The organism is Streptomyces sp. BBFR2 (assembly GCF_044497305.1).
GTDB lineage: Bacteria > Actinomycetota > Actinomycetes > Streptomycetales > Streptomycetaceae > Streptomyces.
This window is the reverse complement of the sequence record NZ_CP172415.1, coordinates 2,282,702-2,303,170: the sequence shown is the minus strand read 5'-3', so window position 1 is coordinate 2,303,170 and position 20,469 is coordinate 2,282,702. Positions and strand designations below refer to the sequence as shown.

Sequence of the window (20,469 nt, the reverse complement as noted above, 5' to 3'; positions counted from 1 at the left end):
GGAGGCCCCGGTGACCATCCGCATCCTGCCCGCGGCCGGCGACCCCGACGCCGCCCGCGCCCTGAGCACCCTGCTCGCCCAGGTGCCCGACGCGGCCGCCGTGCCGCCGGTCGCCGACTCCGCCGCGCTCCTCGACGCGCTGGCCGGGGCCGCGCCGCCGGACGCCGCCGGGCCCGCCGCGGTGGAGGCGCTGCCCGAGGTCGTCCTCGTCCACGAACGCATCGGGCCGCTGCCCGCCCTCGACCTGATCCGCGAGGTCGCGCTCCGCTTCCCCGCCGTCGGCGTCGTCCTGCTCACCGCCGACGCCGGGCCCGCCCTGTACTCCGCCGCGATGGACGCCGGGGCCCGTGGCATCGCCGGGCTGCCGCTCGGTCACGACGAACTCACCGCGCGGGTACGGGCCGCCGCCCAGTGGGCCGCCGGGGTCCGCGTCCACCTCGGCGGCGGCCGGGAGCACCCGCCCGGACCGGCCGGGACGCTGGTCACCGTCACCGGCGCCAAGGGCGGCACCGGCACCACCGTCACCGCCGTCCAACTCGCCCTCGCCGCACGTCAGGCGGGCCGCCGCGTCGCCCTCGTCGACCTCGACCTCCAGTCCGGTGACATCGCCTCGTACCTGGACGTGCAGTTCCGCCGCTCGGTCGTCGACCTCGCCGGGATCGCCGACCTCTCCGCCCGCGTGCTGGCCGACGCCATACACGATCACCCCACCGGCCTCGCGCTGCTGCTCGCGCCCGAGGAGGGCGAGCGCGGCGAGGAGGTCGACGACCGGGCCGCCCGGCAGATCGTCACCGCGCTGCGCGCCCGCTACGACGTCGTCATCGCCGACTGCGGCTCCCAGATGCAGTCCGCCAACGCCGCCGCCGTCGAACTCGCCGACACCGCCCTGCTGGTGACCACCCCCGACGTCGTCGCCGTACGCGCCGCCAAACGGCAGGTACGGCTCTGGGACCGGCTGCGGATCCGTAAGGCCGGATCGACCCTCACCGTCGTCAACCGCCTCACCCGGCACACCGAGATCCAGCCGCCGCTGATCGCCAAGGCCACCGGCACCGCGGTCGCCGCCGCCACCGTCCCCGCCGCCTTCAAGGAACTCCAGCCCTGCGTCGACTCCGGCCGGATGCAGGACCTCGACGCCCGCTCCACCGTCCGCGCCGCCCTGTGGGCGCTCGCCGGCGAACTGGGCCTGGTGGCGGGCGCCCCCGCCGCCCCCCGCCCCAAGTCCGGCCACCGCACCCGCCCCTCCCTCACCGGCCGCCGCCGCAAGGCCCTGACCGCCGGCCCCGCCGCGCAGCCCGCCCCGGGCCCGACGTCCGCCCCCGCGGCCCCGGCGGGCCCGTACGAGGAGGGCTGACGGGGTGGGGCGGCGTCCGAGGGACGCGGTACGCGGCGGCCCGGGGAGCGCGGAGCGCGCGCCCGGGGCCGACCGGTGCCCGGGGCGGGGCGGGGCGGTGGCGGCCGAAGCGGCGTCGCCCCGCCGCCGTGACCGTGCCCGGCGCGCCCCGGACCGCGGTCAGGTCACCGTCGAGTTCGCCGGGATGCTGCCGCTGATCCTGCTGGTCCTCGTCCTGCTGTGGCAGTTCGTGCTGGTCGGCTACACGTTCTCGCTCGCCGCGCACGCCGCCGACCGGGGGGCGCGGGCCGCCGTCGCCCTGCGTGGCGGCGGCCCCGGCGCCTGCCGCACCGCCGCCACCGACGAGCTGCCCGCCGCCTGGCGCTCCGCCGCCACCGCCTCCTGCGCCACCGACTCCGGGCTGTGGCGCGCGACCGTACAGCTCAAGGTCCCGGTCCTCTTCCCGGGTTCCGCCGCCTTCCCCTGGACGGTCAGCGGCACCGCCGGAGCCGTCGACGAGGAGGGACGATGAGCGCGGCCACGTACGACGGGACGCACCGTACGGACCGGACCCGGCGCACCGGGCCGGGCACCGGCCTCGCCTGCGACGCGTCCGGCGCGGCTCGGCTCCCCGGTTCCGCCTCCGCTCCCTGCGCGCGGCCGCCCGCCCCGCGCCGCCGCGCGCCCCTCGGCCCCGTGGGTGCCGCCCGCCTCCGCGCCCCCGCCCGTCCCCGCACCCGTCCGGCCGCCCGCGACCGTGGCCAGGCATCCATCGAATTCCTCGGCTTCCTTCCCCTGCTGCTGATCGTCGCGCTCGCCGTCGTCCAGTTGGGCCTGGCCGCTTTCACCGTGCAGCAGGCCGGTACGGGGGCGCGCGCCGCCGCCCGGACCGCCTCGCTCGACCCGCGCGACCGGCAGCGCGATCCGGCGGCCGCCGGGCGCGCCGCGATGACCGGATGGGTCGCCGACCGCGCCCGGATCGGCGTCGCCGGGGCGGGGGAGGCGGTCCGCGCCACCGCGACCGTCTCCCTGCCGTCCCTCATCCCCGGCGTCTCCCTCGGCTCCGTCAGCCGCAGCGCCACCATGCCCCGCCCCGCGGTCGCGCACGCACCGGGCGCCGCCCCCGAAGGAGCCCTCGCGCCATGAGCCTCAAAGGCCGGATCACCGCCCCGGAACCGGAGGGCGAGGCCCGCTCCGACGGACGCCTGGTGCCCGTCTACCGCGCCAAGCTGCTCCAGGAGATCGACCTCGCGGAGATGTCCGCGCTGACCGCCGCCGAACGCCGCTCCCGTCTGGAGCGCGTCCTCGGCCACATCATCAGCCGCGAGGGCCCGGTCCTCTCCACCGCCGAACGCGATCTGCTCATCCGCCGCGTGGTGGACGAGGCGCTCGGTCTCGGCGTCCTCGAACCGCTCCTGGAGGACGCCTCCATCACCGAGATCATGGTCAACGGCCCGGACCGGATCTACGTCGAACGCCACGGCCGCGTCGAGCCCGTACCCGTCCGCTTCGCCTCGCACGAGCAACTGATGCAGACCATCGAGCGGATCGTCTCGACCGTCAACCGCCGCGTCGACGAGTCGAACCCGATGGTCGACGCCCGGCTGCCCACCGGCGAACGCGTCAACGTCATCATCCCGCCGCTCGCCCTCAACGGCGCCGTCCTCACCATCCGCCGCTTCCCCCGCGCGTACGCCCTGGCCGAACTCCTCGGCATGGGCACCCTCGACGAACAGACGCTGCTGCTGCTCGCCGCCCTCGTCCGCGCCCGCTTCAACATCGTCGTCTCCGGGGCGACCGGCGCCGGGAAGACCACCCTGCTCAACGCGCTCTCCGGACTCATCCCGGACGGCGAGCGGATCATCACCGTCGAGGACGCCGCCGAACTCCAGCTCCAGCAGAGCCACGTCATCCGCCTGGAGTCCCGCCCGCCCAACGTCGAGGGCAAGGGCCGCATCACCATCCGCGATCTGGTCCGCAACTCGCTGCGGATGCGGCCGGACCGCATCATCGTCGGCGAGGTCCGCGGCGGTGAGACCCTCGACATGCTCCAGGCGATGTCCACCGGCCACGACGGCTCGCTCGCCACCGTCCACGCCAACAGCGCAGAGGACGCCCTGATGCGGCTCCAGACACTCGCCTCGATGTCCGACGTCAAGATCCCGTTCGAGGCGCTGCGCGACCAGATCAACAGCGCCGTCGACTGCCTCGTCCAGCTCGGACGCGGTGCCGACGGCGCCCGCCGCATCACCGAGGTCGCCCTCCTCGACTCCCGCGGCCACCAGGCGTACCGCCTCGCCGCCGTCTGCCGCTTCGACACCGAACCGATGACCGCCGACCGGCGCGTCCACGGGAGCGTCCGCCACTTCCCGCTGCCGCGCCGCACCGCCGAACGGCTGCGGATGGCCGGCGAATCCGTGCCGCCCGCCTTCGGCGTCGCCGCCACCGACGATCAGCTCGCCACCCGGGAGGCCCGATGACGCGCGCCCTCGACCCCGCGCTCCTCACCGTCGGCGCCGCCCTGCTCAGTTGCGTCCTCGCGGTCGCCGGGCTCCAGCTCTACGCGTCCGGGCGCGACCGGCGCCGCGCCGTCGTGGACCGGCTCGCCGACGACCGGCTGCCGGTCACCGGCCGGGGCCGCCGCTTCGCCGCCCTCGACCGCACGGTCCGCGCCACCCGCTACGGCCGGCGGCTGGAGAAACGGCTCGCCGCCACCGGGCTCGACGTCACGCCGGGTGAGTTCACCGCGTACCTCGCCGGGACGGTCGTCGCACTCTGGCTGATCGCGCACGCCGTCCTCGCCGCGTTCTTCGGGCCGATCGCCGCGCTCACCGCCGTCTGGGCGGCGTTCGCCTTCCTCGACTGGCAGCGCCGCAAGCGCACCGAGAAGTTCATCAACCAGCTCCCGGAGCTGTCCCGCATCCTCGCCAACGCCACCCAGGCGGGTCTGGCGCTGCGGACCGCCCTCGGGATGGCCGCCGAGGAACTGGAGGCACCGGCGGGTCAGGAATTGGCCAAGGTGTCCGACAAACTCGCCGTCGGCCACTCCGTCGAGGAAGCCCTCGGGGAACTCGCCGAACGCCTTCCCTCCCGCGAACTCGTCGTCCTCGTCACCACCCTCGTCCTCGCCAACCGCGCCGGCGGCACCGTCGTCGGCTCCCTGCGCAACCTCACCCGCACCCTGGAGGAGCGCAAGGAGACCCGCCGCGAGGTCCGCACCCAGCTCTCCCAGGTCACCGTCACCGCGTACGTCGTCCCGCTGCTCGGCGTCGGCACCCTGCTGCTGATGAACCGCATCGCGCCCGGCGCCATCGACCGGATGACCTCCTCCTTCCTCGGCCAACTCGCCGTCGTCACCGCCTTCGTCCTCTACGGGCTGGGCTTCTTCCTCATCCGCCGGCTCTCCAAGATCGACGTCTAGGGACCCCATGGGAATCGGAATCCTGCTGGCGCTGCTCTGCGCGCTGTCCGTCGCGGGCGTCTGCGGCGGTCTCGCGCTCTACCGCCGCGAGGCGAAACTCCCGCCCGACCTCGCCCTCTCCCTGGAGGTCGGCGCCCGCCGCACCACCGCCGTCGGCTCCGCCGTGGACCGTACGGGCATGCGCTACGCCCCGCTGGTGCTGCGGCTGATGGGCCCCGACCGGGTCTCCCGGCTGCGCCGCCGCATCGATCTGGCGGGCAACCCGGGCGGACTGACCGTCGACCGGTACGCGGCCCGCCGCGCGGTCTACGGCGCGCTCGGACTGTTCGGCGCGCTGGTGATGTTCCTGCGCGGCCAGCCGCTGCTCGGCGTGTTGATGGTGCTGTTCGCCTGCTTCTGGACCGAGGTCGGCATCCGCGCCGCCATCCGCCAGCGCAAGGACACCATCGAACGGACCCTGCCGGACTTCCTCGACGTCCTCGCCGTCGTCGTCAGCGCGGGGCTCGGTTTCCGCCAGGCACTCGACCGCGTCGCCGACCGCTACGAAGGCCCCTGGGCGGACGAACTGCGCATCACGCTGCGCCAGATGGACATGGGCGTCAGCCGCCGCACCGCCTTCGAGGAACTGCGCAAACGCAACGACTCCGAGCAGGTCGCCCAGTTCGTCACCGCCCTCCAGCAGGGCGAGGAACTGGGCGCGCCGATCGTCGACACGCTCATCCAGATCGCCGACGACATGCGGCGCACCGACGCGCAGAACGCCCGTCGCCGGGCCGCCCGCGCCGTCCCCAAGGCCACCATGGTCGTCACCACCTTCATGGTCCCGGCCACCATGATCCTGCTGCTCGCCGGATTCTTCCTCGGCTCCGGCACCGACTTCGGCGCCCTGACGGGCAGATGACCACCGCCGCCCGCACCCCCGGGCCGCGCGCCGCCGCGCACCCCGTCCGTCCGCTCCGCCCCGCCCCCGGCGGAGCGCCCCGTACCGGATGTGGGCACGCGTCCGAAACCGTGCGCGGACGGCGGCCGCTTGTCCCCAACTCCTTCGCTCCAGCAACGAGTTGTGTCACAGTGGAGCCGCCATCGGGGTACGGGGTGTCCCGCGTGGGGACCGCAGGCGGATCGGGGGTGAACGCAGTGCGAGCGGCGTCGCCACCGCCACGCACGCCGGATGGCCGGATTCTTTCGCTCCGGGCCTCCGTCGTGTCCTCCGAACAGGTTGGGGTAAGGATTCCCTGTTCCGGGAGGGCTCTCCCGGCGTACTTTTCTCGTGTCGTGACCGCGGGACTACGCGCCGACACCACGGGGACTGCCCAGCCGGACCAGAGCGGTACGGGGGCCCATGGAGGAGAAGACGATGGCGAAGCGGATTGTGGGGAACGACGACCGGGGGCAGACCTCGATCGAGTACCTCGGCATCATCGCGGTGGTCGTGGCGATCGTCCTGGTGCTGTCCACCACGGATTTCGGCAGTCAGATCGCGAACGCCATCGCGGACAAGATCTCCGAAGTCGTCGGCATCTAGCGGGCCGCGCCCCCGCGACCGCCCCGCCCGGCGCCCCCGCCATGACCGCCCCCGCCGCCCGCCCCCCGCGCGATGCCGGACAGGCGTTCCCGGTCTACATCGTGGCGGTCGCCGGGCTGCTCTTCCTCGCCCTCGCGTTCTTCGCCGTCGGCCAGGCCGCCGCCTCCCGGGGCGGCGCGCAGACCGCCGCCGACGCCGCCGCCCTCGCCGCCGGACAGAAATACCGCGACCGGCTGACCGAGAGTTTCCTCGACGCCCTGCGCTCCGGCGCCGACTGGCGCGACCTCCTCGAAGGGCGCGGCGCCGACTCCCGCACCGCCTGCGACAGCGCCGGCTGGTTCGCCGGCCGCAACGACGCGGTCCTCACCGACTGCACCCCCGACTCCTGGCCCACCTCCTTCGCCGTCCGGGTGCGCGCCCGCTCCGCCGTCGGCCGCTCCGTCGTCCCCGGTACGGAGTCCACCCACGCCGAGGCCCGCGCCACCGCCGTCGTCGAACCCCGCTGCCACGCGGACCCGTCCGGCGACACACCCGCGCCACCCGGACCGTCCGCCCCCGGCAAGGGGGTACCCTCCACCACCCCCGGACCCGCCACCGGCGACCCCGGCACGGGAAAGGGGAAGGACGACGGCGCGGACGACGCCCCCCTCCCCGGGCTCGTCTGCGACGGAAAGGCATGGCACCTGGAGCCCGGCGACCTCGACGACGGCCGCGGACTGCCCGGGGCCACCGACCTCTTCGCCGTACGGCTCACCCGATGACCGCGCCGCCGGTCCCGGGCGCCCCGCCGGCCGCCGCCCCCGACTGCCCACCGACCCGCTGACGACCGAAGGACTGGCATCCATGAGCATGCGGCGCACGACGAAAGCCGCCCGAGGAGCGGCCGCCACGGCCGCCGCGGCCGGCCTGGCGCTGGTCGTCGCCGGCTGCGGTGGCGGCGACGCGGGGGGAGGGCGGACGGACGACCGGGCCCCGGCCCGCGACACCCGCCCCGCACCCGCCGGGTCCACCGCCCCCGCCGCCGACACCGACAAGGCCATCGGTGAGATGAAGGGCCCGGACGGCGTCACCCTCACCCTGCACTCCGCCGTCCGCGACTCCGGCGGCTTCGTCACCGTCAACGGCACCGTCACCAACCACGGCACCCGCGTCTTCAACGCCATCGACTGGCGCTCCAACGAATCCGAACTCCACTCCCGCTCCTCGCTCTCCGGCGCCACCCTCATCGACAAGGCGGGCAAGAAGCGCTACCTCGTCCTGCGTGACACCGACGGCGAATGCCTGTGCACCACGGGCCTGAGCGGGCTACGGCCCGGCGAGAGCCGCCCCGTCTTCGCGCAGTTCCCCGCCCCGCCCGCCAAGGTCACCGAGGTCGACTTCCAGCTCCCGACGATGCCGCCCGCCGACGTACGGATCACGGAGTGACCGCGCCCATGCCCGCGACACACCCGCCCCGCCCCCATCCGACCGGCACCCGCCCCGCCGGTACGCGCCCGCCGCGCGCCACCCGGACCGGCCGCGCCGTCACCGCCGCCGCCCTGCTGCTGGCCACCGGACTCGCCGCCCCCGCCGCCCACGCCGACACCCCGCCCGGCCTGACCGAGGACACCACGCCACCGGTCGCCGTCGACCCGCACGACCCCGACCTGCGGATGGTGCAGGGCGCCACGCTGGCCCCGGCGAAGGTCCTCAACATCAAGTCCGTCGTCGAGACCGACGACGGCGCCGAACGCCGCCAGGACACCAACGACAACGTGACGTTCGCGCTCCAGGCGGAGGTGCTGTTCGGCAAGGACAGCGCCGAGCTGACCGACGACGCGCGCTCCCGCATCGCCGCCATCGCCGACGAGGTCACCAAGCAACACGCCAAGAAGCTCCGGGTCTTCGGCTTCACCGACAACCTCGGCTCCGCCGCCCACGGCCTGACCCTCTCCCGCAAGCGCGCCGGCGCCGTCCAGCGCCGCCTCGCCCAGGACCTCGGCCCCGGCACCGCGTTCGAGATCCGCGGCTACGGCGAGCAGTACCCCATCGCCGACAACTCCACCGAAGCCGGCCGCAAGAAGAACCGCCGCGTGGAGGTCAGCTTCCCGCGCGAGGGGTGAGGGGAGCGGGGGAGTGGCGGGCCGTCAGATCCGCGACGCGCCGCCGCCCATGGGCCGCCGCCCGCGGCGCCCCGCCGTCCACGGGCGCGCTGTCCGCGGCGCCCCGCCGCCCACGAGCGCGCTGTCCGCGGCGCCCCGCCGCCCACGAGCGCGCTGCTCGCGGCGCCCCCGGCGTTCAGGGCGTGCCGCTCCCTCCTACGAAGCGGCCTCCTCCACCGCCGTACGGAGCGACAGCTCCATGCCCGGCCGCAGCCCCCACCCGGCCATCGCCCCGGCGGACGCCTCCAGGACGTGCCGGGCGCGCGGGCGCGGCAGGCCGAGCCGGCCCGGCGGCATGGTGCGCACCGCGAGCACCCGCAGGCGCCGGTCGAGATAGGCGACATCGATCGCGAACCGCATCCCGAAGGTGTGCACCCCGCTCGCGGGCGTCAGCAGCAGCGCGCCCGCCACCCCGTCCCGCCCCAGCAGCCCCCGCCGACGCGCCCGGTAGGACGCGGCGATCTCCACCGCGACCGGCACATCCGCCCCGTACACCGTCCCCGTACCGTCCCGCCATCGCGCCATGGCGGCCGTTCTACCAGCCGGTCGCCGCACCGGCACGGGTGGGCCGGGCCTTCCGGAGCCCGGGGGCTTGCCGCGCCCGGCCTTTCCCGCGCCCGGCCTTCTCCCTCGGCCTCCCGCGGTCCGGTCCGGCCTTCTCCCTCGGCCTCCCGCGGCCCGGCTACCGGGTGCCGCGGCTCCGTGGCCGTACGGGGAACGCCTAGGGCGAGGCCGTCCGACGAGGGGCGGGGCGGGGACCGGCGGGTGACCGGGCAGGGGCGGTGATGGGGGGCGCGGCAGCCGTCCGGCGAGCTGCCCGGCGCCCGTGCGGGCGACGGTGGTGCGCCCCGGCGCGCGACCGGGGCACACCGGTTCTTCGATGTTGCGCACACCACAGGGCTCATGGGGTTATGGTGGGAACCCCCCCTCGGGCCGGTCCGTATCCCCCCCACGGACCGGCCCGCTTTTCTTTGCCCGGCTCCGCTCCCGCACCCGGCGCACGCCAGGGGCACGGGGCGCAAGGGGGCGCACACCGCCTCCCGGCCCCCGGACCGGTCACCCCTCACCCGGATGACGGCCCGCCCGCCCCCGGGACCGGCCGTCCCCCTCCGGACGCCGAACCGCCCGCGCCGGGCACCGGCCCGCAGAGCCTCGGGCGCCGGCCCGCAGGGCCTCGGGTACCGGACCGCAGAGCCTCGGGCACCGGACCGCCGACCCCGGATGCCGGACCGGTCGGTCGCCCCGGCGGACCCGACCGGCCCCTTCCGCTCCGCTCAGCTCCGGCGGGCCCAGATGTTCACTCCGTCGGTGGTCTGCGCGAACTCGTCGATCTCCGACAGTTCCGTCTCCGTCAGCTCGGGGGCGCCCAGTGCCGCGATGTTCGCCTCCAGTTGCGTCACGCTGCTCGCCCCGATCAGCGCCGACGTCATCCGCGGATCGCGCAGCACCCAGCCCAGCGCCAGTTGTGCCAGCGACTGGCCCCGGCGGGCGGCGATCTCGTTGAGCCCCCGCAGCCGCCGCACCACGTCCTCGGAGAGCAGCCCCGGGTCCAGCGACTTGCCCAGCGAGGCGCGCGAGCCCTCCGGGACGCCGTGCAGGTACTTGTCGGTGAGCAGCCCCTGCGCGAGCGGCGCGAACGAGATGCAGCCCATGCCCTCGCTCTCCAGGGTGTCCAGCAGCCCGTCGTCCTCGGTCCAGCGGTTGATCATCGAGTACGACGGCTGGTGGATCAGCGCCGGCACACCCATCCCGCGCAGGATCCGCGCCGCCTCCCGGGTCTGCTCGGAGCTGTACGAGGAGACCCCGGCGTAGAGCGCCTTGCCCTGGTGGACGGCGGACGCCAGGGCGCCCATCGTCTCCTCCAGCGGGGTTTCCGGGTCGAAGCGGTGCGAGTAGAAAATATCGACGTAATCGACGCCCATCCGCTTCAGCGAGGCATCGAGCGAGGAGAGGAGATATTTCCGCGAACCCCATTCCCCGTACGGACCGGGGCGCATCCGATATCCCGCTTTGGTCGAGAGAATGATCTCGTCGCGGTAGGGCCGGAAGTCCTGGGCGAAGATCTTTCCGAAGTTCAGCTCCGCGGACCCGGGCGGCGGGCCGTAGTTGTTGGCCAGGTCGAAATGGGTCACGCCCAGGTCGAAGGCGCGGCGCAGGATCGCGCGCTGGGAGGCCAAGGTGCGGTCGTCACCGAAGTTGTGCCAGAGTCCCAGAGAGATGGCCGGAAGTTTCAGGCCGCTGCGCCCGGTGCGCCGGTACTCCATGGAGTCGTAGCGCGATTCCGCGGCGCGGTACGGAGAAGAATCAGTCATGGTCAACTCCCTATCACGGTCCTGTGACGCACCTGATGGGGCCGCCGGTGGGCCCGAGAAGTAAAGTTGTGGGAATCAGGGAGTGTCTTCCCGATCTTCGTGGGCCCGTGGTGCCCGGCGCCGCTCCGCGCGGCGCGGCCGCCTCACCCGCGACAAGCCGGTCCCGGAACGAGGCCCCGCCTCGTGGCGTACGGCACCGGACGCGACAGGCTCGCCGGCGAAGAACGACGAGACACCCCGTGGGCGACGGGGCGACCGCCAAATGGGCACGGAGGGGCTGGACCACACTCATGCTGCGATCTTCCGGGATGCGTATTCCGTATCCGCAAGCACTGCGGAATCTGGTCTACCGGCTGTACGCGCGACGGGTCGAGGGCCGGCTGGACCACAGCCAGGTGCCCAAGCACATCGGCGTCATCCTCGACGGCAACCGCCGCTGGGCGCGGGCCGACGGCCGCACGCCGGAGCAGGGCCACCAGGCAGGTGCCGTCAAGATCGGCGAACTGCTGGGCTGGTGCGCCGAGACCGATGTCGAGGTGGTCACGCTCTGGCTGCTGTCGACCGACAACCTCGACCGGCCCGAGGGCGAACTGAAGCCGCTGCTCGGCATCATCGAGAACACCGTCCGTGATCTCGCCGCCGACGGCCGCTGGCGCGTCCACCACGTCGGCAACCGTGATCTGCTGCCCTCCGACACCCAGCTCGTCCTCAAGCGGGCGGAGGAGGACACCGAGGACAACACCGGCATCCTGGTGAACGTCGCCGTCGGCTACGGCGGGCGCCAGGAGATCGCCGACGCGGTCCGCTCGCTGCTGCTCGAACACGCCGAGCGCGGCACCTCCTTCGAGGAGCTGGCCGAGACCGTCGACATCGACCTCATCTCCAAGCACCTCTACACCAGCGGCCAGCCCGACCCGGATCTCGTCATCCGCACCAGCGGCGAGCAGCGGCTGTCCGGATTCATGCTCTGGCAGTCGGCGCACTCCGAGTACTACTTCTGCGAGGTCTTCTGGCCCGCCTTCCGGAAGGTCGACTTCCTCCGCGCGCTGCGTGACTACGCGGCCCGCCACCGGCGTTACGGCTTCTAGCCCGCGATATCCGGCCCGTCCCGGTACGTCCCCCTCGGAGGCGGCCCGGCACGGCACCGGAACCGGCCGCTCCTGTGCCCCGGTCACCCCAGGTGGTGGCCGGGGCACGGTCGTTCACGGCGTGCGTCACCCAAGGTTCACCGCCTGTGCGCCCGCGCGCCGGGCATGGGCGCACCCCAACACGGGAAGGTTCCTGGCAGGTCGGCGTCCGGAATCAGACACGGGCGCCGTATCTCAGCGGACGGCATGGGGCCGTCCGCCCGGGAGGCCCTTTGCGCATCACGCAAGGCCCGTGCGATCCGCACGGACGACGCGGAGGGCCGGCGTTCGGCCCGCGCAGCGCGGCCAGAACCCGGTCCTGTCCCCCGCGACGCCGTCGCACCCCGACCTCATCCGAGGGGGTTCGTCCACCCGTGGTGAACAGCAACAAGCGCCGTGAGAGCGGCCGGCACACCTACGTCCTCGACACCAGCGTCCTGCTGGCCGATCCAGGCGCCATGTCCCGCTTCGACGAGCACGAGGTCGTGCTGCCGGTCGTGGTGGTCACGGAGCTGGAGGCCAAGCGGCACCACCCGGAACTGGGGTACTTCGCCCGGCAGGCGCTGCGCCTGCTGGACGAGTACCGCGTACGGTTCGGGCGGCTGGACGCGCCCCTGCCGATCGGAGACCTGGGCGGCACCCTCAGAGTGGAACTCAACCACTCCGATCCGGGGATCCTGCCCGCCGCGTTCTGGAACGGCCACAGCCGCGTCGGCGACAACGACGCGCGCATCCTCGCCGTCGCCCGCAATCTCCAGGCCGAGGGGTACGACGTCACCGTCGTCTCCAAGGATCTGCCGATGCGGATCAAGGCGTCCTCCGTCGGTCTGCTCGCCGAGGAGTACCGCGCCGAACTCGCCGTCACCGACTCCGGTTGGACGGGCATGGGCGAGGTCACCGTCCCCGCCGATCAGGTCGACGCGCTCTTCGCCGACGAGGTCGCGCACATCCCCGAGGCCGCGGAGCTGCCCGTCCACACCGGGCTCGTCCTCCAGTCGGAGCGGGGCAAGGCGCTCGGCCGGGTCACCGAGGACGGCGCGGTGCGGCTGGTGCGCGGCGACCGCGAGGCGTTCGGCATCCACGGCCGCAGCGCCGAACAGCGCATCGCCCTCGACCTCCTGCTCGACCCGGACGTCGGGATCGTCTCGATGGGCGGCCGGGCCGGTACGGGCAAGTCGGCGCTGGCGCTCTGCGCGGGCCTGGAGGCGGTGCTGGAGCGCCGTCAGCACCGCAAGGTGATGGTCTTCCGGCCGCTGTACGCGGTGGGCGGGCAGGAGCTGGGCTATCTGCCGGGCAGCGAGTCGGAGAAGATGAGCCCCTGGGCGCAGGCGGTCTTCGACACGCTCTCCGCGGTGACGAGTAAAGAGGTCATCGAGGAGGTCGTGGAGCGCGGCATGCTGGAGGTGCTGCCGCTGACCCACATCCGCGGCCGGTCCCTGCACGACGCGTTCGTCATCGTCGACGAGGCCCAGTCCCTGGAGCGGAACGTCCTGCTGACGGTGCTCTCCCGGATCGGCGCCAACTCGCGGGTGGTGCTGACGCATGACGTCGCACAGCGGGACAACCTGCGGGTCGGCCGGTACGACGGTGTGGTGGCCGTGGTGGAGAAGCTGAAGGGCCACCCGCTCTTCGCACACGTCACGCTGAACCGCTCGGAGCGCTCGCCGATCGCCGCGCTGGTGACCGAAATGCTGGAGGACGGCAGCATCTGACCCGGTGTGTACGACGGGACGCCGTCCGGAGAAGCCAAGGAGCTTAACCGGGCGGCGTTCTGATGCGCGGGAATATCCGGGAATCTCAGGGGGCAAACCGGGTGTGAGCTTTCACACCCGGTGGAGAATTGATTCCCGGTGGCACCGTCGGGCAGAGTCTGGGTCCTGTCAGGCCCCGCATACGGCACCACCAGCATCCCCAGAGGTGCGGTACCAACCCGAACTTCATAGTGACCGCCGTATGCCGCCCGAGCACCACGCGGCCCCCGAGGGGGACGTACCGGGTCCGTGCCTCCCGTGACCAGCCGCCCCCGCCGCTCAACAGGGGGCGGACTAAGGGAAGCCAGCGCCAGGGGCACGATTGCGTCCGCGAGGTCACCTATGCGGGCGATGCTGGAAGGAAAACGTGTGAGCCGGATCTCGGTCCGGGGATTCGCCGTGGCCTCCGCCACCGCGGTCACCACCGTCGGCGCTGTCGCCGGCGTCGCCGTAGGCAACCAGGGCGCGGTCACCAACACCGCGACCACCGCAGCCGACACGACGATCGCCGACCTCCCCGCAGGCCAGCAGGCCCAGGTGCAGACGGCCTCCCTGACGCAGCAGGCGGACGACCAGTCCACCCAGGCCGATGTGGCAGCCCTCAAGTCCGCGCAGGAGACGGCCCGCAAGGCCGCCGCGCAGACCGCGCAGGAGAAGAAGGACGCCGCGGACGAGGCGAAGGCCAAGGCCGACGCCGAGGCGCGCCAGAAGAAGCTGGAGGTGTCGCGGTCCGCGACGCGTGACGCCGGCGACTTCCTGCAGAAGGCTTCGTACACGGTCGCCGAGACGCAGGCCATCGCACGCCAGATGGTCCCGGCCGATCAGTTCCAGTGCTTCAGCAACATCGTGAACCACGAGTCGACCTGGAACTACCGGGCCACCAACGCCTCCTCGGGCGCGTACGGCCTGGTCCAGGCGCTCCCCGGTTCGAAGATGGCCTCCGCGGGCGCCGACTGGCAGACCAACCCGGCCACTCAGATCAAGTGGGGCCTGAACTACATGGACAGCCGTTACGGCAGCCCCTGTGGTGCCTGGAGCTTCTGGCAGCAGAACAGCTGGTACTAGGTCCGCCGGCCCCGGCAGTACCGCACGTACACCCGAAACCCCCGACCGCGTCAGCGTCGGGGGTTTCGTGCGTCCCGCACAGGTAACGTCGTCCCGTCAGATGTGGGGGGCGGGAGGGGAAGAGGAACGACATGTCCAGATTGCCTCAGTGGGTCGGTGGCCTCGGCGCCGGTCTGACGCGGCTCGCGCAGCGGCTGGAGGAACAGCGCCGCCGGGCGGAAGCCGCGGCGGCGACCGAGGACGCGGAGGCGCTGCGGCGTGACGGGAGTGCGCGGACCCCGGACGGGACGGGTGCCGCCGGGCCGCCGGGCGCCGCCGAGGTGCCGGGTGCCGCGCGCGCGGAAGGTGAAGGGACCGCCGGGGAGCGGGAGTCCGCCGCGTCCGCCGGGGAGCGGGAGCCTTCCGGGGCCAGGAGCGGGGAGCCGCGGCCCGCGGAGCCGGAGCCGGTGGCGGCGTCCGGGGGCGCACCGGTGACGTCGGTGCCCGCGCCGCCCTTGTACGCGCCGGATGTCGCCGCGCGGCCCGATCCGGCGTCAGCGGTGCCGTGGGGGGTGCGGGTCGCGGCCGAGGCGGGGTGGCGGCTGCTGGTGCTGGCCGGGACGCTCTGGGTGCTGGCCCAGGTCATCACCACCATCGAGCTGGTGGTGCTGGCGTTCGTCGCGGCGCTGCTGATCACCGCGCTGTTGCAGCCGACGGTGGCCTGGCTGCGGCGCCGGAGGCTGCCGCGCGGGGTCGCCACCGCGCTGACCTTCATCGGCGGGTTCGTCATCATGGGGCTGGTCGGCTGGTTCGTCGTCTGGCAGGTGCAGGCGAACATCGACTCGGTCTCCGACCGGATCCAGGAGGGCATCACCGAGCTGAAGGGCTGGCTGCTCAAGAGTCCGTTCCATGTGACCGAGAGCCAGATCAACAACATCGCCAAGAATCTCCAGGACGCGGTCGGGGCCAACACCGAGGCGATCACCTCCGCCGGTCTGGAGGGCGTCACCGTGGTGATCGAGGTGCTCACCGGCATCCTGCTGGCGATGTTCACCACGCTCTTCCTGCTCTACGACGGCCGCCGGATCTGGAACTGGGTGCTGAAGCTGGTCCCGTTCGCCGCCCGGGAGGGTGTGGCGGGCGCCGGTCCGCGGGCCTGGCGGACGTTGACCGCGTACGTCCGCGGCACGGTGCTGGTGGCGCTGATCGACGCGATCTTCATCGGTATCGGGCTCTATTTCCTCAATGTGCCGCTGGCGGTGCCGCTCGCCGTCTTCATCTTCCTGTTCGCCTTCATCCCGCTGATCGGCGCGGTCGTGTCGGGTGCGCTGGCGTGTGTCGTCGCGCTCGTGACGCAGGGCATGTTCACCGCGCTGATGGTGCTCGCGGTGGTGCTGGCGGTGCAGCAGATCGAGGGGCACATCCTCCAGCCGTTCATCCTGGGCCGCGCGGTCCGCGTGCATCCGCTCGCGGTGATCCTCTCGGTGGCGGCGGGCGGTCTGATCGCCGGTATCGGCGGTGCGGTCGTCGCCGTCCCGCTGGTCGCGGTGACCAACACCGTCGTCGGCTATCTCCGTTCGTACTCCCTGGAGCAGGCGGTACGGATGGCGCCGCAGCCGCGCGGGGCCACGGCGCTGGGGGTGGCGCCGACGCCGGTGCGGCCACGGGATTGACGGCTGCGCCCCGACGGAGGTGAGGAAGCCCCGTGGACCGGTTGGTCCGCGGGGCTTCTTCGTGGCGGGCGGGGGCGGTGGCCGGTTCGGCCGGATCGGTTGGTTCGGCCATTCCGGCGGGGCGGGCCCGGGTGTCGCGGGTGCCGGGTCGCCGTCGCCCCGGGCGGTCCTGGTCAGGGAGCGGGAGGTGTTTCCGTACCGTCCGGTGTGGGCCGCGGGGGTGCCGGGGCTTGGGTGAGGAGCGGGAACAGCCGGGTGACGGCCGCCACCGCGACGGCGTCCGGCGGGCGGGCTGCGGGGTGGTCCTCCCGGTCGCGGTAGCCGGCGAGCAGGCGGCGGATGGACGCGGCGAGTTCGGCCGTCTCGGACGGGGTGAGGTGGAGGACGGCGCTGAAGGATTCGTCCTGCTGCCACTCCGGCGGAGCCTGGTCACGGTGGGTCAGCCAGTGCCGGTAGCTCTCGTCCTCCAGTCCGCGGGTGAGGGCGGTGAATTCCTCCGGCTCGTGCGCGTCCGTGTCGTGGGGGGTGTCCCACCGCAGCCGCCACGGCCGGGCCCGGCCTCCTGGGTGAGGCGCTTCTTCGATGAGGCCGTACCGGGCGAGCTGACGCAGATGGAAGGAGCACAGGCCGGAGCTGTGCCCGAGGCGGGCGGCGGCCTCGGTGGAGGTGAGGGTGCCGGCTTCGGCGAGCAGATCGAGCAGGGCCACCCGTACGGGATGTTCGGGCAGCAGGCGGCGGGCCCGTTCCCGTAGGGCCGCTGCGGCTTCCACTCTGCGGTTTCCCTCACTCATTTTGCAAAGTCTGCTACTTTGCAAAGCTCTTGGCAAGCCACTGGGCCCGGTGTCCGGAGATCGGTGGCCGAGGTGATGTGCGGAGAAGGGGTTGATGGCTGATGGCCACGGAGTTCGGTGACACGGTGCCGGATCGCCGGGTGCGGGTGCAGGGTGAGCCCGTCGCGTCCTGGCCGCGGGTCACGGCGGAGGTGGAGCGTGGTGCGGTGCGCAGGATCACCGTGGTCGGCGAGGAGGTCCTGGGCCGCCGGTGCCGGGAGGTGACCGAGTTCGGCACGGCCGGGCTGGCGAGGCTGATCGACGACATGTTCGCCACCAACCACGCGGCGGCGGGGGCGGGGCTCGCCGCCAACCAGGTGGACGTCGACCTGCAGGTCTTCGTATGGGACATCACGGACGACTGGGGCGTGCGTCATGTCGGGCACATCGTCAACCCGGTTCTCGATGAGGTGTCCGCCGATGACCGCCAACTGGTGGAGGAGCCGGAAGGATGCCTGTCCGTTCCCGGCCCCTACCGTGTGGTGCCCCGCCTCGACCGTGCGGTCGTCCGGGGCCGCGACAAGGACGGCAACCCTCTGGTGATCGACGGCAGGGGGTATTTCGCCCGGTGCCTGCAGCATGAGACCGACCACCTGCACGGGCGCCTGTATCTGGACCGGCTCGTACGGAGGGAACGGAAAACCGCTCTCCGGGAGATGAGGGACGCGGCGGACGAGGTGTTCGCCCGGAGAGCCGCGGCGGCGAAGCGGCTCGGGAAGGAACCGGTGGCCTGACGGCCGCCGCCGGCTCCGGACCGGGCGGTGAGACGGCCGGGTGCGTACGGAGAAGCCCCGCGGACCGAACCGGTCCACGGGGCTTCTTCAGGTGCGCGGGCGGAATTACTCCGCCAGGGCGGCCTCGGCGTCGAGGGTGGCGCCGACGGCCTGGAGGACGGCGGCGATCTTGACGGCCTCCTGGATCGTCTCGCGGTCCACGCCGGCCTTGCGGAGCACCTGCTCGTGCGAGTCGAGGCACATGCCGCAGCCGTTGATGGCGGAGACGGCCAGCGACCACAGCTCGAAGTCGACCTTGTCCACGCCCGGGTTGCCGATGACGTTCATCCGCAGACCGGCGCGCATCGTGCCGTACTCCGGGTCCGACAGCAGGTGCCGGGTCCGGTAGAACACGTTGTTCATCGCCATGATGGCGGCGGCGGACTTGGCGGCCTGGTACGCCTCGGGGGAGAGGTTGGCCTTGGCCTCCGGCTCCAGCTCGCGGAGCACCTTCGGCGAGCGCGAGGCGATCGCGCAGGCCAGGACGGTGCCCCAGAGCTGCTGCTGCGGGAGGTCGCTGTTGCCGATGACCGAGCCGAGGTTCAGCTTCAGGTCCTTGGCGAAGTCCGGGACTGCGGACTTCAGTTCATCGAGAGCCATGAGGGATCAGCTCACTCGCCCGAGAGGAGCGCGACCGGGTCGAGGGTCTCGTCGCCCTTGGACCAGTTGCAGGGGCACAGCTCGTCCGTCTGGAGAGCGTCGAGGACCCGCAGGACCTCCTTGGGGTTACGGCCCACGGAACCGGCGGTCACCATCGTGAACTGGATCTCGTTGTTCTGGTCGACGATGAAGACGGCGCGCTGCGCGAAGCCGTCCTCGCCCTCGATGCCCAGGGCGCGCATCAGCTCGTGCTTCGAGTCGGCGAGCATCGGGAAGGGCAGGTCGGTCAGGTCCGGGTGGTCCTTGCGCCAGGCGTGGTGCACGAACTCGGAGTCGCCGGAGAAGCCGAGGATCTGGGCGTCACGGTCGGCGAACTCGTCGTTCAGCTTGCCGAAGGCGGCGATCTCGGTGGGGCACACGAAGGTGAAGTCCTTCGGCCACGCGAAGACGATCTTCCACTTGCCTTCGTAGGTCTTGTGGTTGATCTGCTCGAACTCCTTGCCGGACTCGAGCGAAACGCAAGCGGTCAGGTCGAACTCGGGGAACTTGTCACCGACAGTGAGCACGCGCTCTCCTTGCAACACCGGAATTGCCCATTTGGGACATTCCTTGAGGGTTGGACGGATAGCACAGTGCCATACGGAGCATTGATCAGGGAAATAGCCGGAGTTGTTGATGTTGATTGGGTGGGGTTATCAGTGCTGCTCGGGGGGTGTCCGATGCCCCGGTGAGCGGTGTGGCGGCGCCGAAAATCGGTTCACGGAGAGGGGGAGCGGCCGGAACTCGCGGGCCCGGCCGACCGGACGGCCGCTCCGTAAACTGGAACACATCGATCGGAGGTGGTTATCAGTGGCGTCGCCGGTGAGTGGCGGACGGGCGCGGCAGCCGAGCCTGGCGCAGTTGCGGGCCTTCGTGGCGGTCGCCGAGCATCTGCACTTCCGGGAGGCGGCGGCCGAGATCGGGATGAGCCAGCCCGCGCTGTCCGGGGCGGTGTCGGCGCTGGAGGAGGCGCTCGGCGTGCGGCTGCTGGAGCGGACCACGCGCAAGGTGCTGCTCTCCACCGCCGGGGAGCGCGTCGCGGTGCGGGCGCGGGCGGTGCTGGCCGCCGTCGGGGATCTGCTGGAGGAGGCGGAGGCGGCCCGTGCGCCGTTCACCGGGGCGCTGCGGCTCGGCGTGATCCCCACCGTCGCGCCGTATCTGCTGCCGACGGTCCTGCGGCTGGTCCACGACACCTACCCCGCCCTCGACCTCCAGGTCCACGAGGAGCAGACCGCTTCACTGCTCGACGGGCTCGGGCACGGGCGGCTCGATCTGCTGCTGCTCGCGGTGCCGCTCGGCGTCCCGCAGGTCACCGAACTCCCGCTGTTCGACGAGGACTTCGTGCTGGTCGCGCCGAAGGAGCACTGGCTGGGCGGGCGCGGTGACATCCCCCGCGAGGCGCTCAAGGAACTGGATCTGCTGCTGCTCGACGAGGGGCACTGCCTGCGCGATCAGGCCCTCGACATCTGCCGGGAGGCGGGGCGCGAGGAGGGGGCGCCGGTCACGACCAGCGCGGCGGGCCTGTCCACGCTGGTGCAGTTGGTGGCCGGCGGGCTCGGTGTGACGCTGCTGCCGCGCACCGCGCTGCGGGTGGAGACCGCCCGTAACGACGAGTTGACCACCGGGTACTTCGCCGATCCGGCGCCCGCCCGGCGGATCGCGCTGGCGATGCGCAGCGGCGCGGCGCGCCGGCGCGAGTTCGAGGAGTTCGCGGCGGCGCTGCGGGTGGCGCTGCGGGGGCTGCCGGTACGGATGGTGGAACCGGCGGCGGACGGGGCGACGGCGGGGTAAGGCCGCCGGAGCGGAGGCGGCGGCGGGGTAAGGCCGCCGGAGCGGGGCGGCCCGGTGCTTCAGCGTTCCGCCGCCACCCGTCCGGCCCGGTCACCCGGTGGGGCCGTCA

At 73.0% G+C, this 20,469-nt stretch carries 21 protein-coding genes; 16 read left to right on the top strand and 5 right to left on the bottom strand.

Annotation, left to right across the window (positions count from 1 at the left end):
• Positions 1 to 10: 10 nt before the first annotated feature.
• The 10 genes from ACGH2B_RS08595 (at position 11) to ACGH2B_RS08550 (ending at position 8,381) form a co-directional block, all read left to right on the top strand.
• Positions 11 to 1,354: an AAA family ATPase gene (locus ACGH2B_RS08595; RefSeq protein WP_399086557.1), complete on the top strand. Its 1,344-nt coding sequence runs from the start codon at positions 11 to 13 to the stop codon at positions 1,352 to 1,354.
• Between the two features lie 97 nt (positions 1,355 to 1,451).
• Positions 1,452 to 1,865 carry a TadE/TadG family type IV pilus assembly protein gene (locus ACGH2B_RS08590; RefSeq protein ID WP_399086554.1) on the top strand — a complete coding sequence of 138 codons (414 nt, stop codon included), beginning with the start codon at positions 1,452 to 1,454 and terminating at the stop codon, positions 1,863 to 1,865.
• On the top strand, positions 1,862 to 2,479 hold the full coding sequence (locus ACGH2B_RS08585) for a TadE/TadG family type IV pilus assembly protein (RefSeq protein WP_399086551.1): 618 nt from the start codon (positions 1,862 to 1,864) through the stop codon (positions 2,477 to 2,479). The genes ACGH2B_RS08590 and ACGH2B_RS08585 overlap by 4 nt, the downstream gene beginning before the upstream one ends.
• Complete coding sequence (locus tag ACGH2B_RS08580) at positions 2,476 to 3,813, top strand: CpaF family protein (protein ID WP_399086548.1); 1,338 nt, start codon at positions 2,476 to 2,478, stop codon at positions 3,811 to 3,813. Before ACGH2B_RS08585 ends, ACGH2B_RS08580 begins: the two co-directional genes overlap by 4 nt.
• A complete protein-coding gene (locus ACGH2B_RS08575; protein ID WP_399086545.1) occupies positions 3,810 to 4,754 on the top strand; it encodes a type II secretion system F family protein in 945 nt (314 codons plus the stop codon). The genes ACGH2B_RS08580 and ACGH2B_RS08575 overlap by 4 nt, the downstream gene beginning before the upstream one ends.
• 7 nt (positions 4,755 to 4,761) lie before the next feature.
• Positions 4,762 to 5,655: a DUF5936 domain-containing protein gene (locus ACGH2B_RS08570; RefSeq protein ID WP_399086542.1), complete on the top strand. Its 894-nt coding sequence runs from the start codon at positions 4,762 to 4,764 to the stop codon at positions 5,653 to 5,655.
• A gap of 456 nt (positions 5,656 to 6,111) precedes the next feature.
• Positions 6,112 to 6,279: a hypothetical protein gene (locus tag ACGH2B_RS08565; RefSeq protein WP_399086539.1), complete on the top strand. Its 168-nt coding sequence runs from the start codon at positions 6,112 to 6,114 to the stop codon at positions 6,277 to 6,279.
• Between the two features lie 41 nt (positions 6,280 to 6,320).
• Positions 6,321 to 7,040, top strand: a complete 720-nt coding sequence (locus tag ACGH2B_RS08560; RefSeq protein WP_399086536.1) for a pilus assembly protein TadG-related protein — start codon at positions 6,321 to 6,323, stop codon at positions 7,038 to 7,040.
• Between the two features lie 82 nt (positions 7,041 to 7,122).
• Entirely contained in the window at positions 7,123 to 7,704 is a 582-nt protein-coding gene (locus ACGH2B_RS08555) for a hypothetical protein (RefSeq protein ID WP_399086532.1), read from the top strand.
• A gap of 8 nt (positions 7,705 to 7,712) precedes the next feature.
• Positions 7,713 to 8,381, top strand: a complete 669-nt coding sequence (locus tag ACGH2B_RS08550; RefSeq protein WP_399086529.1) for an OmpA family protein — start codon at positions 7,713 to 7,715, stop codon at positions 8,379 to 8,381.
• A gap of 195 nt (positions 8,382 to 8,576) precedes the next feature.
• On the opposite strand, the gene ACGH2B_RS08545 is transcribed toward ACGH2B_RS08550, so the two are convergent.
• Positions 8,577 to 8,945 carry a DUF192 domain-containing protein gene (locus tag ACGH2B_RS08545; RefSeq protein WP_399086526.1) on the bottom strand — a complete coding sequence of 123 codons (369 nt, stop codon included), beginning with the start codon at positions 8,943 to 8,945 and terminating at the stop codon, positions 8,577 to 8,579.
• Between the two features lie 749 nt (positions 8,946 to 9,694).
• Complete coding sequence (mgrA, locus tag ACGH2B_RS08540) at positions 9,695 to 10,732, bottom strand: L-glyceraldehyde 3-phosphate reductase (protein ID WP_399086523.1); 1,038 nt, start codon at positions 10,730 to 10,732, stop codon at positions 9,695 to 9,697.
• A gap of 308 nt (positions 10,733 to 11,040) precedes the next feature.
• Here mgrA and ACGH2B_RS08535 point away from each other — a divergent pair, with 308 nt between their 5' ends.
• The 4 genes from ACGH2B_RS08535 (at position 11,041) to ACGH2B_RS08520 (ending at position 16,327) form a co-directional block, all read left to right on the top strand.
• Entirely contained in the window at positions 11,041 to 11,820 is a 780-nt protein-coding gene (locus tag ACGH2B_RS08535; RefSeq protein ID WP_399086520.1) for an isoprenyl transferase, read from the top strand.
• A gap of 413 nt (positions 11,821 to 12,233) precedes the next feature.
• Positions 12,234 to 13,571: a PhoH family protein gene (locus ACGH2B_RS08530; protein ID WP_399086517.1), complete on the top strand. Its 1,338-nt coding sequence runs from the start codon at positions 12,234 to 12,236 to the stop codon at positions 13,569 to 13,571.
• Positions 13,572 to 13,979: 408 nt separating this feature from the next.
• The gene (locus ACGH2B_RS08525; RefSeq protein ID WP_399086514.1) at positions 13,980 to 14,675 is read left to right on the top strand and encodes a transglycosylase SLT domain-containing protein; all 696 of its coding nucleotides are present in this window, start codon (positions 13,980 to 13,982) and stop codon (positions 14,673 to 14,675) included.
• A gap of 131 nt (positions 14,676 to 14,806) precedes the next feature.
• Positions 14,807 to 16,327, top strand: a complete 1,521-nt coding sequence (locus ACGH2B_RS08520) for an AI-2E family transporter (protein ID WP_399086511.1) — start codon at positions 14,807 to 14,809, stop codon at positions 16,325 to 16,327.
• Positions 16,328 to 16,500: 173 nt separating this feature from the next.
• Here ACGH2B_RS08520 and ACGH2B_RS08515 read toward each other — a convergent pair whose 3' ends face one another.
• Entirely contained in the window at positions 16,501 to 17,118 is a 618-nt protein-coding gene (locus tag ACGH2B_RS08515; RefSeq protein WP_399086508.1) for a helix-turn-helix domain-containing protein, read from the bottom strand.
• A 101-nt stretch (positions 17,119 to 17,219) separates the two neighbouring features.
• Here ACGH2B_RS08515 and def point away from each other — a divergent pair, with 101 nt between their 5' ends.
• Positions 17,220 to 17,891, top strand: a complete 672-nt coding sequence (def, locus tag ACGH2B_RS08510) for a peptide deformylase (protein ID WP_399086505.1) — start codon at positions 17,220 to 17,222, stop codon at positions 17,889 to 17,891.
• 105 nt (positions 17,892 to 17,996) lie between these two features.
• Here def and ACGH2B_RS08505 read toward each other — a convergent pair whose 3' ends face one another.
• Both ACGH2B_RS08505 and ACGH2B_RS08500 read right to left on the bottom strand, forming a co-directional pair.
• Positions 17,997 to 18,530: an alkyl hydroperoxide reductase gene (locus ACGH2B_RS08505; protein WP_030287967.1), complete on the bottom strand. Its 534-nt coding sequence runs from the start codon at positions 18,528 to 18,530 to the stop codon at positions 17,997 to 17,999.
• An 11-nt stretch (positions 18,531 to 18,541) separates the two neighbouring features.
• Positions 18,542 to 19,096, bottom strand: a complete 555-nt coding sequence (locus tag ACGH2B_RS08500) for a peroxiredoxin (protein WP_360127556.1) — start codon at positions 19,094 to 19,096, stop codon at positions 18,542 to 18,544.
• 283 nt (positions 19,097 to 19,379) lie between these two features.
• On the opposite strand from ACGH2B_RS08500, the gene ACGH2B_RS08495 reads away from it, so the two are divergent.
• Positions 19,380 to 20,360 carry a hydrogen peroxide-inducible genes activator gene (locus ACGH2B_RS08495; RefSeq protein WP_399086501.1) on the top strand — a complete coding sequence of 327 codons (981 nt, stop codon included), beginning with the start codon at positions 19,380 to 19,382 and terminating at the stop codon, positions 20,358 to 20,360.
• Positions 20,361 to 20,469 lie beyond the last annotated feature (109 nt).

What these genes read in the sequence shown, in the direction of transcription:
- ACGH2B_RS08570 (WP_399086542.1), top strand. Translation starts at nt 4,762, where the DNA reads ATGGGAATCGGAATCCTGCTGGCGCTGCTCTGCGCGCTGTCCGTCGCG.
- ACGH2B_RS08550 (WP_399086529.1), top strand. Translation starts at nt 7,713, where the DNA reads ATGCCCGCGACACACCCGCCCCGCCCCCATCCGACCGGCACCCGCCCC.
- ACGH2B_RS08585 (WP_399086551.1), top strand. Translation starts at nt 1,862, where the DNA reads ATGAGCGCGGCCACGTACGACGGGACGCACCGTACGGACCGGACCCGG.
- ACGH2B_RS08535 (WP_399086520.1), top strand. Translation starts at nt 11,041, where the DNA reads ATGCGTATTCCGTATCCGCAAGCACTGCGGAATCTGGTCTACCGGCTG.
- def (WP_399086505.1), top strand. Translation starts at nt 17,220, where the DNA reads ATGGCCACGGAGTTCGGTGACACGGTGCCGGATCGCCGGGTGCGGGTG.
- ACGH2B_RS08555 (WP_399086532.1), top strand. Translation starts at nt 7,123, where the DNA reads ATGAGCATGCGGCGCACGACGAAAGCCGCCCGAGGAGCGGCCGCCACG.
- ACGH2B_RS08575 (WP_399086545.1), top strand. Translation starts at nt 3,810, where the DNA reads ATGACGCGCGCCCTCGACCCCGCGCTCCTCACCGTCGGCGCCGCCCTG.
- ACGH2B_RS08545 (WP_399086526.1), bottom strand. Translation starts at nt 8,945, where the DNA reads ATGGCGCGATGGCGGGACGGTACGGGGACGGTGTACGGGGCGGATGTG.
- ACGH2B_RS08560 (WP_399086536.1), top strand. Translation starts at nt 6,321, where the DNA reads ATGACCGCCCCCGCCGCCCGCCCCCCGCGCGATGCCGGACAGGCGTTC.
- ACGH2B_RS08515 (WP_399086508.1), bottom strand. Translation starts at nt 17,118, where the DNA reads ATGAGTGAGGGAAACCGCAGAGTGGAAGCCGCAGCGGCCCTACGGGAA.
- ACGH2B_RS08505 (WP_030287967.1), bottom strand. Translation starts at nt 18,530, where the DNA reads ATGGCTCTCGATGAACTGAAGTCCGCAGTCCCGGACTTCGCCAAGGAC.
- mgrA (WP_399086523.1), bottom strand. Translation starts at nt 10,732, where the DNA reads ATGACTGATTCTTCTCCGTACCGCGCCGCGGAATCGCGCTACGACTCC.
- ACGH2B_RS08580 (WP_399086548.1), top strand. Translation starts at nt 2,476, where the DNA reads ATGAGCCTCAAAGGCCGGATCACCGCCCCGGAACCGGAGGGCGAGGCC.
- ACGH2B_RS08520 (WP_399086511.1), top strand. Translation starts at nt 14,807, where the DNA reads ATGTCCAGATTGCCTCAGTGGGTCGGTGGCCTCGGCGCCGGTCTGACG.
- ACGH2B_RS08565 (WP_399086539.1), top strand. Translation starts at nt 6,112, where the DNA reads ATGGCGAAGCGGATTGTGGGGAACGACGACCGGGGGCAGACCTCGATC.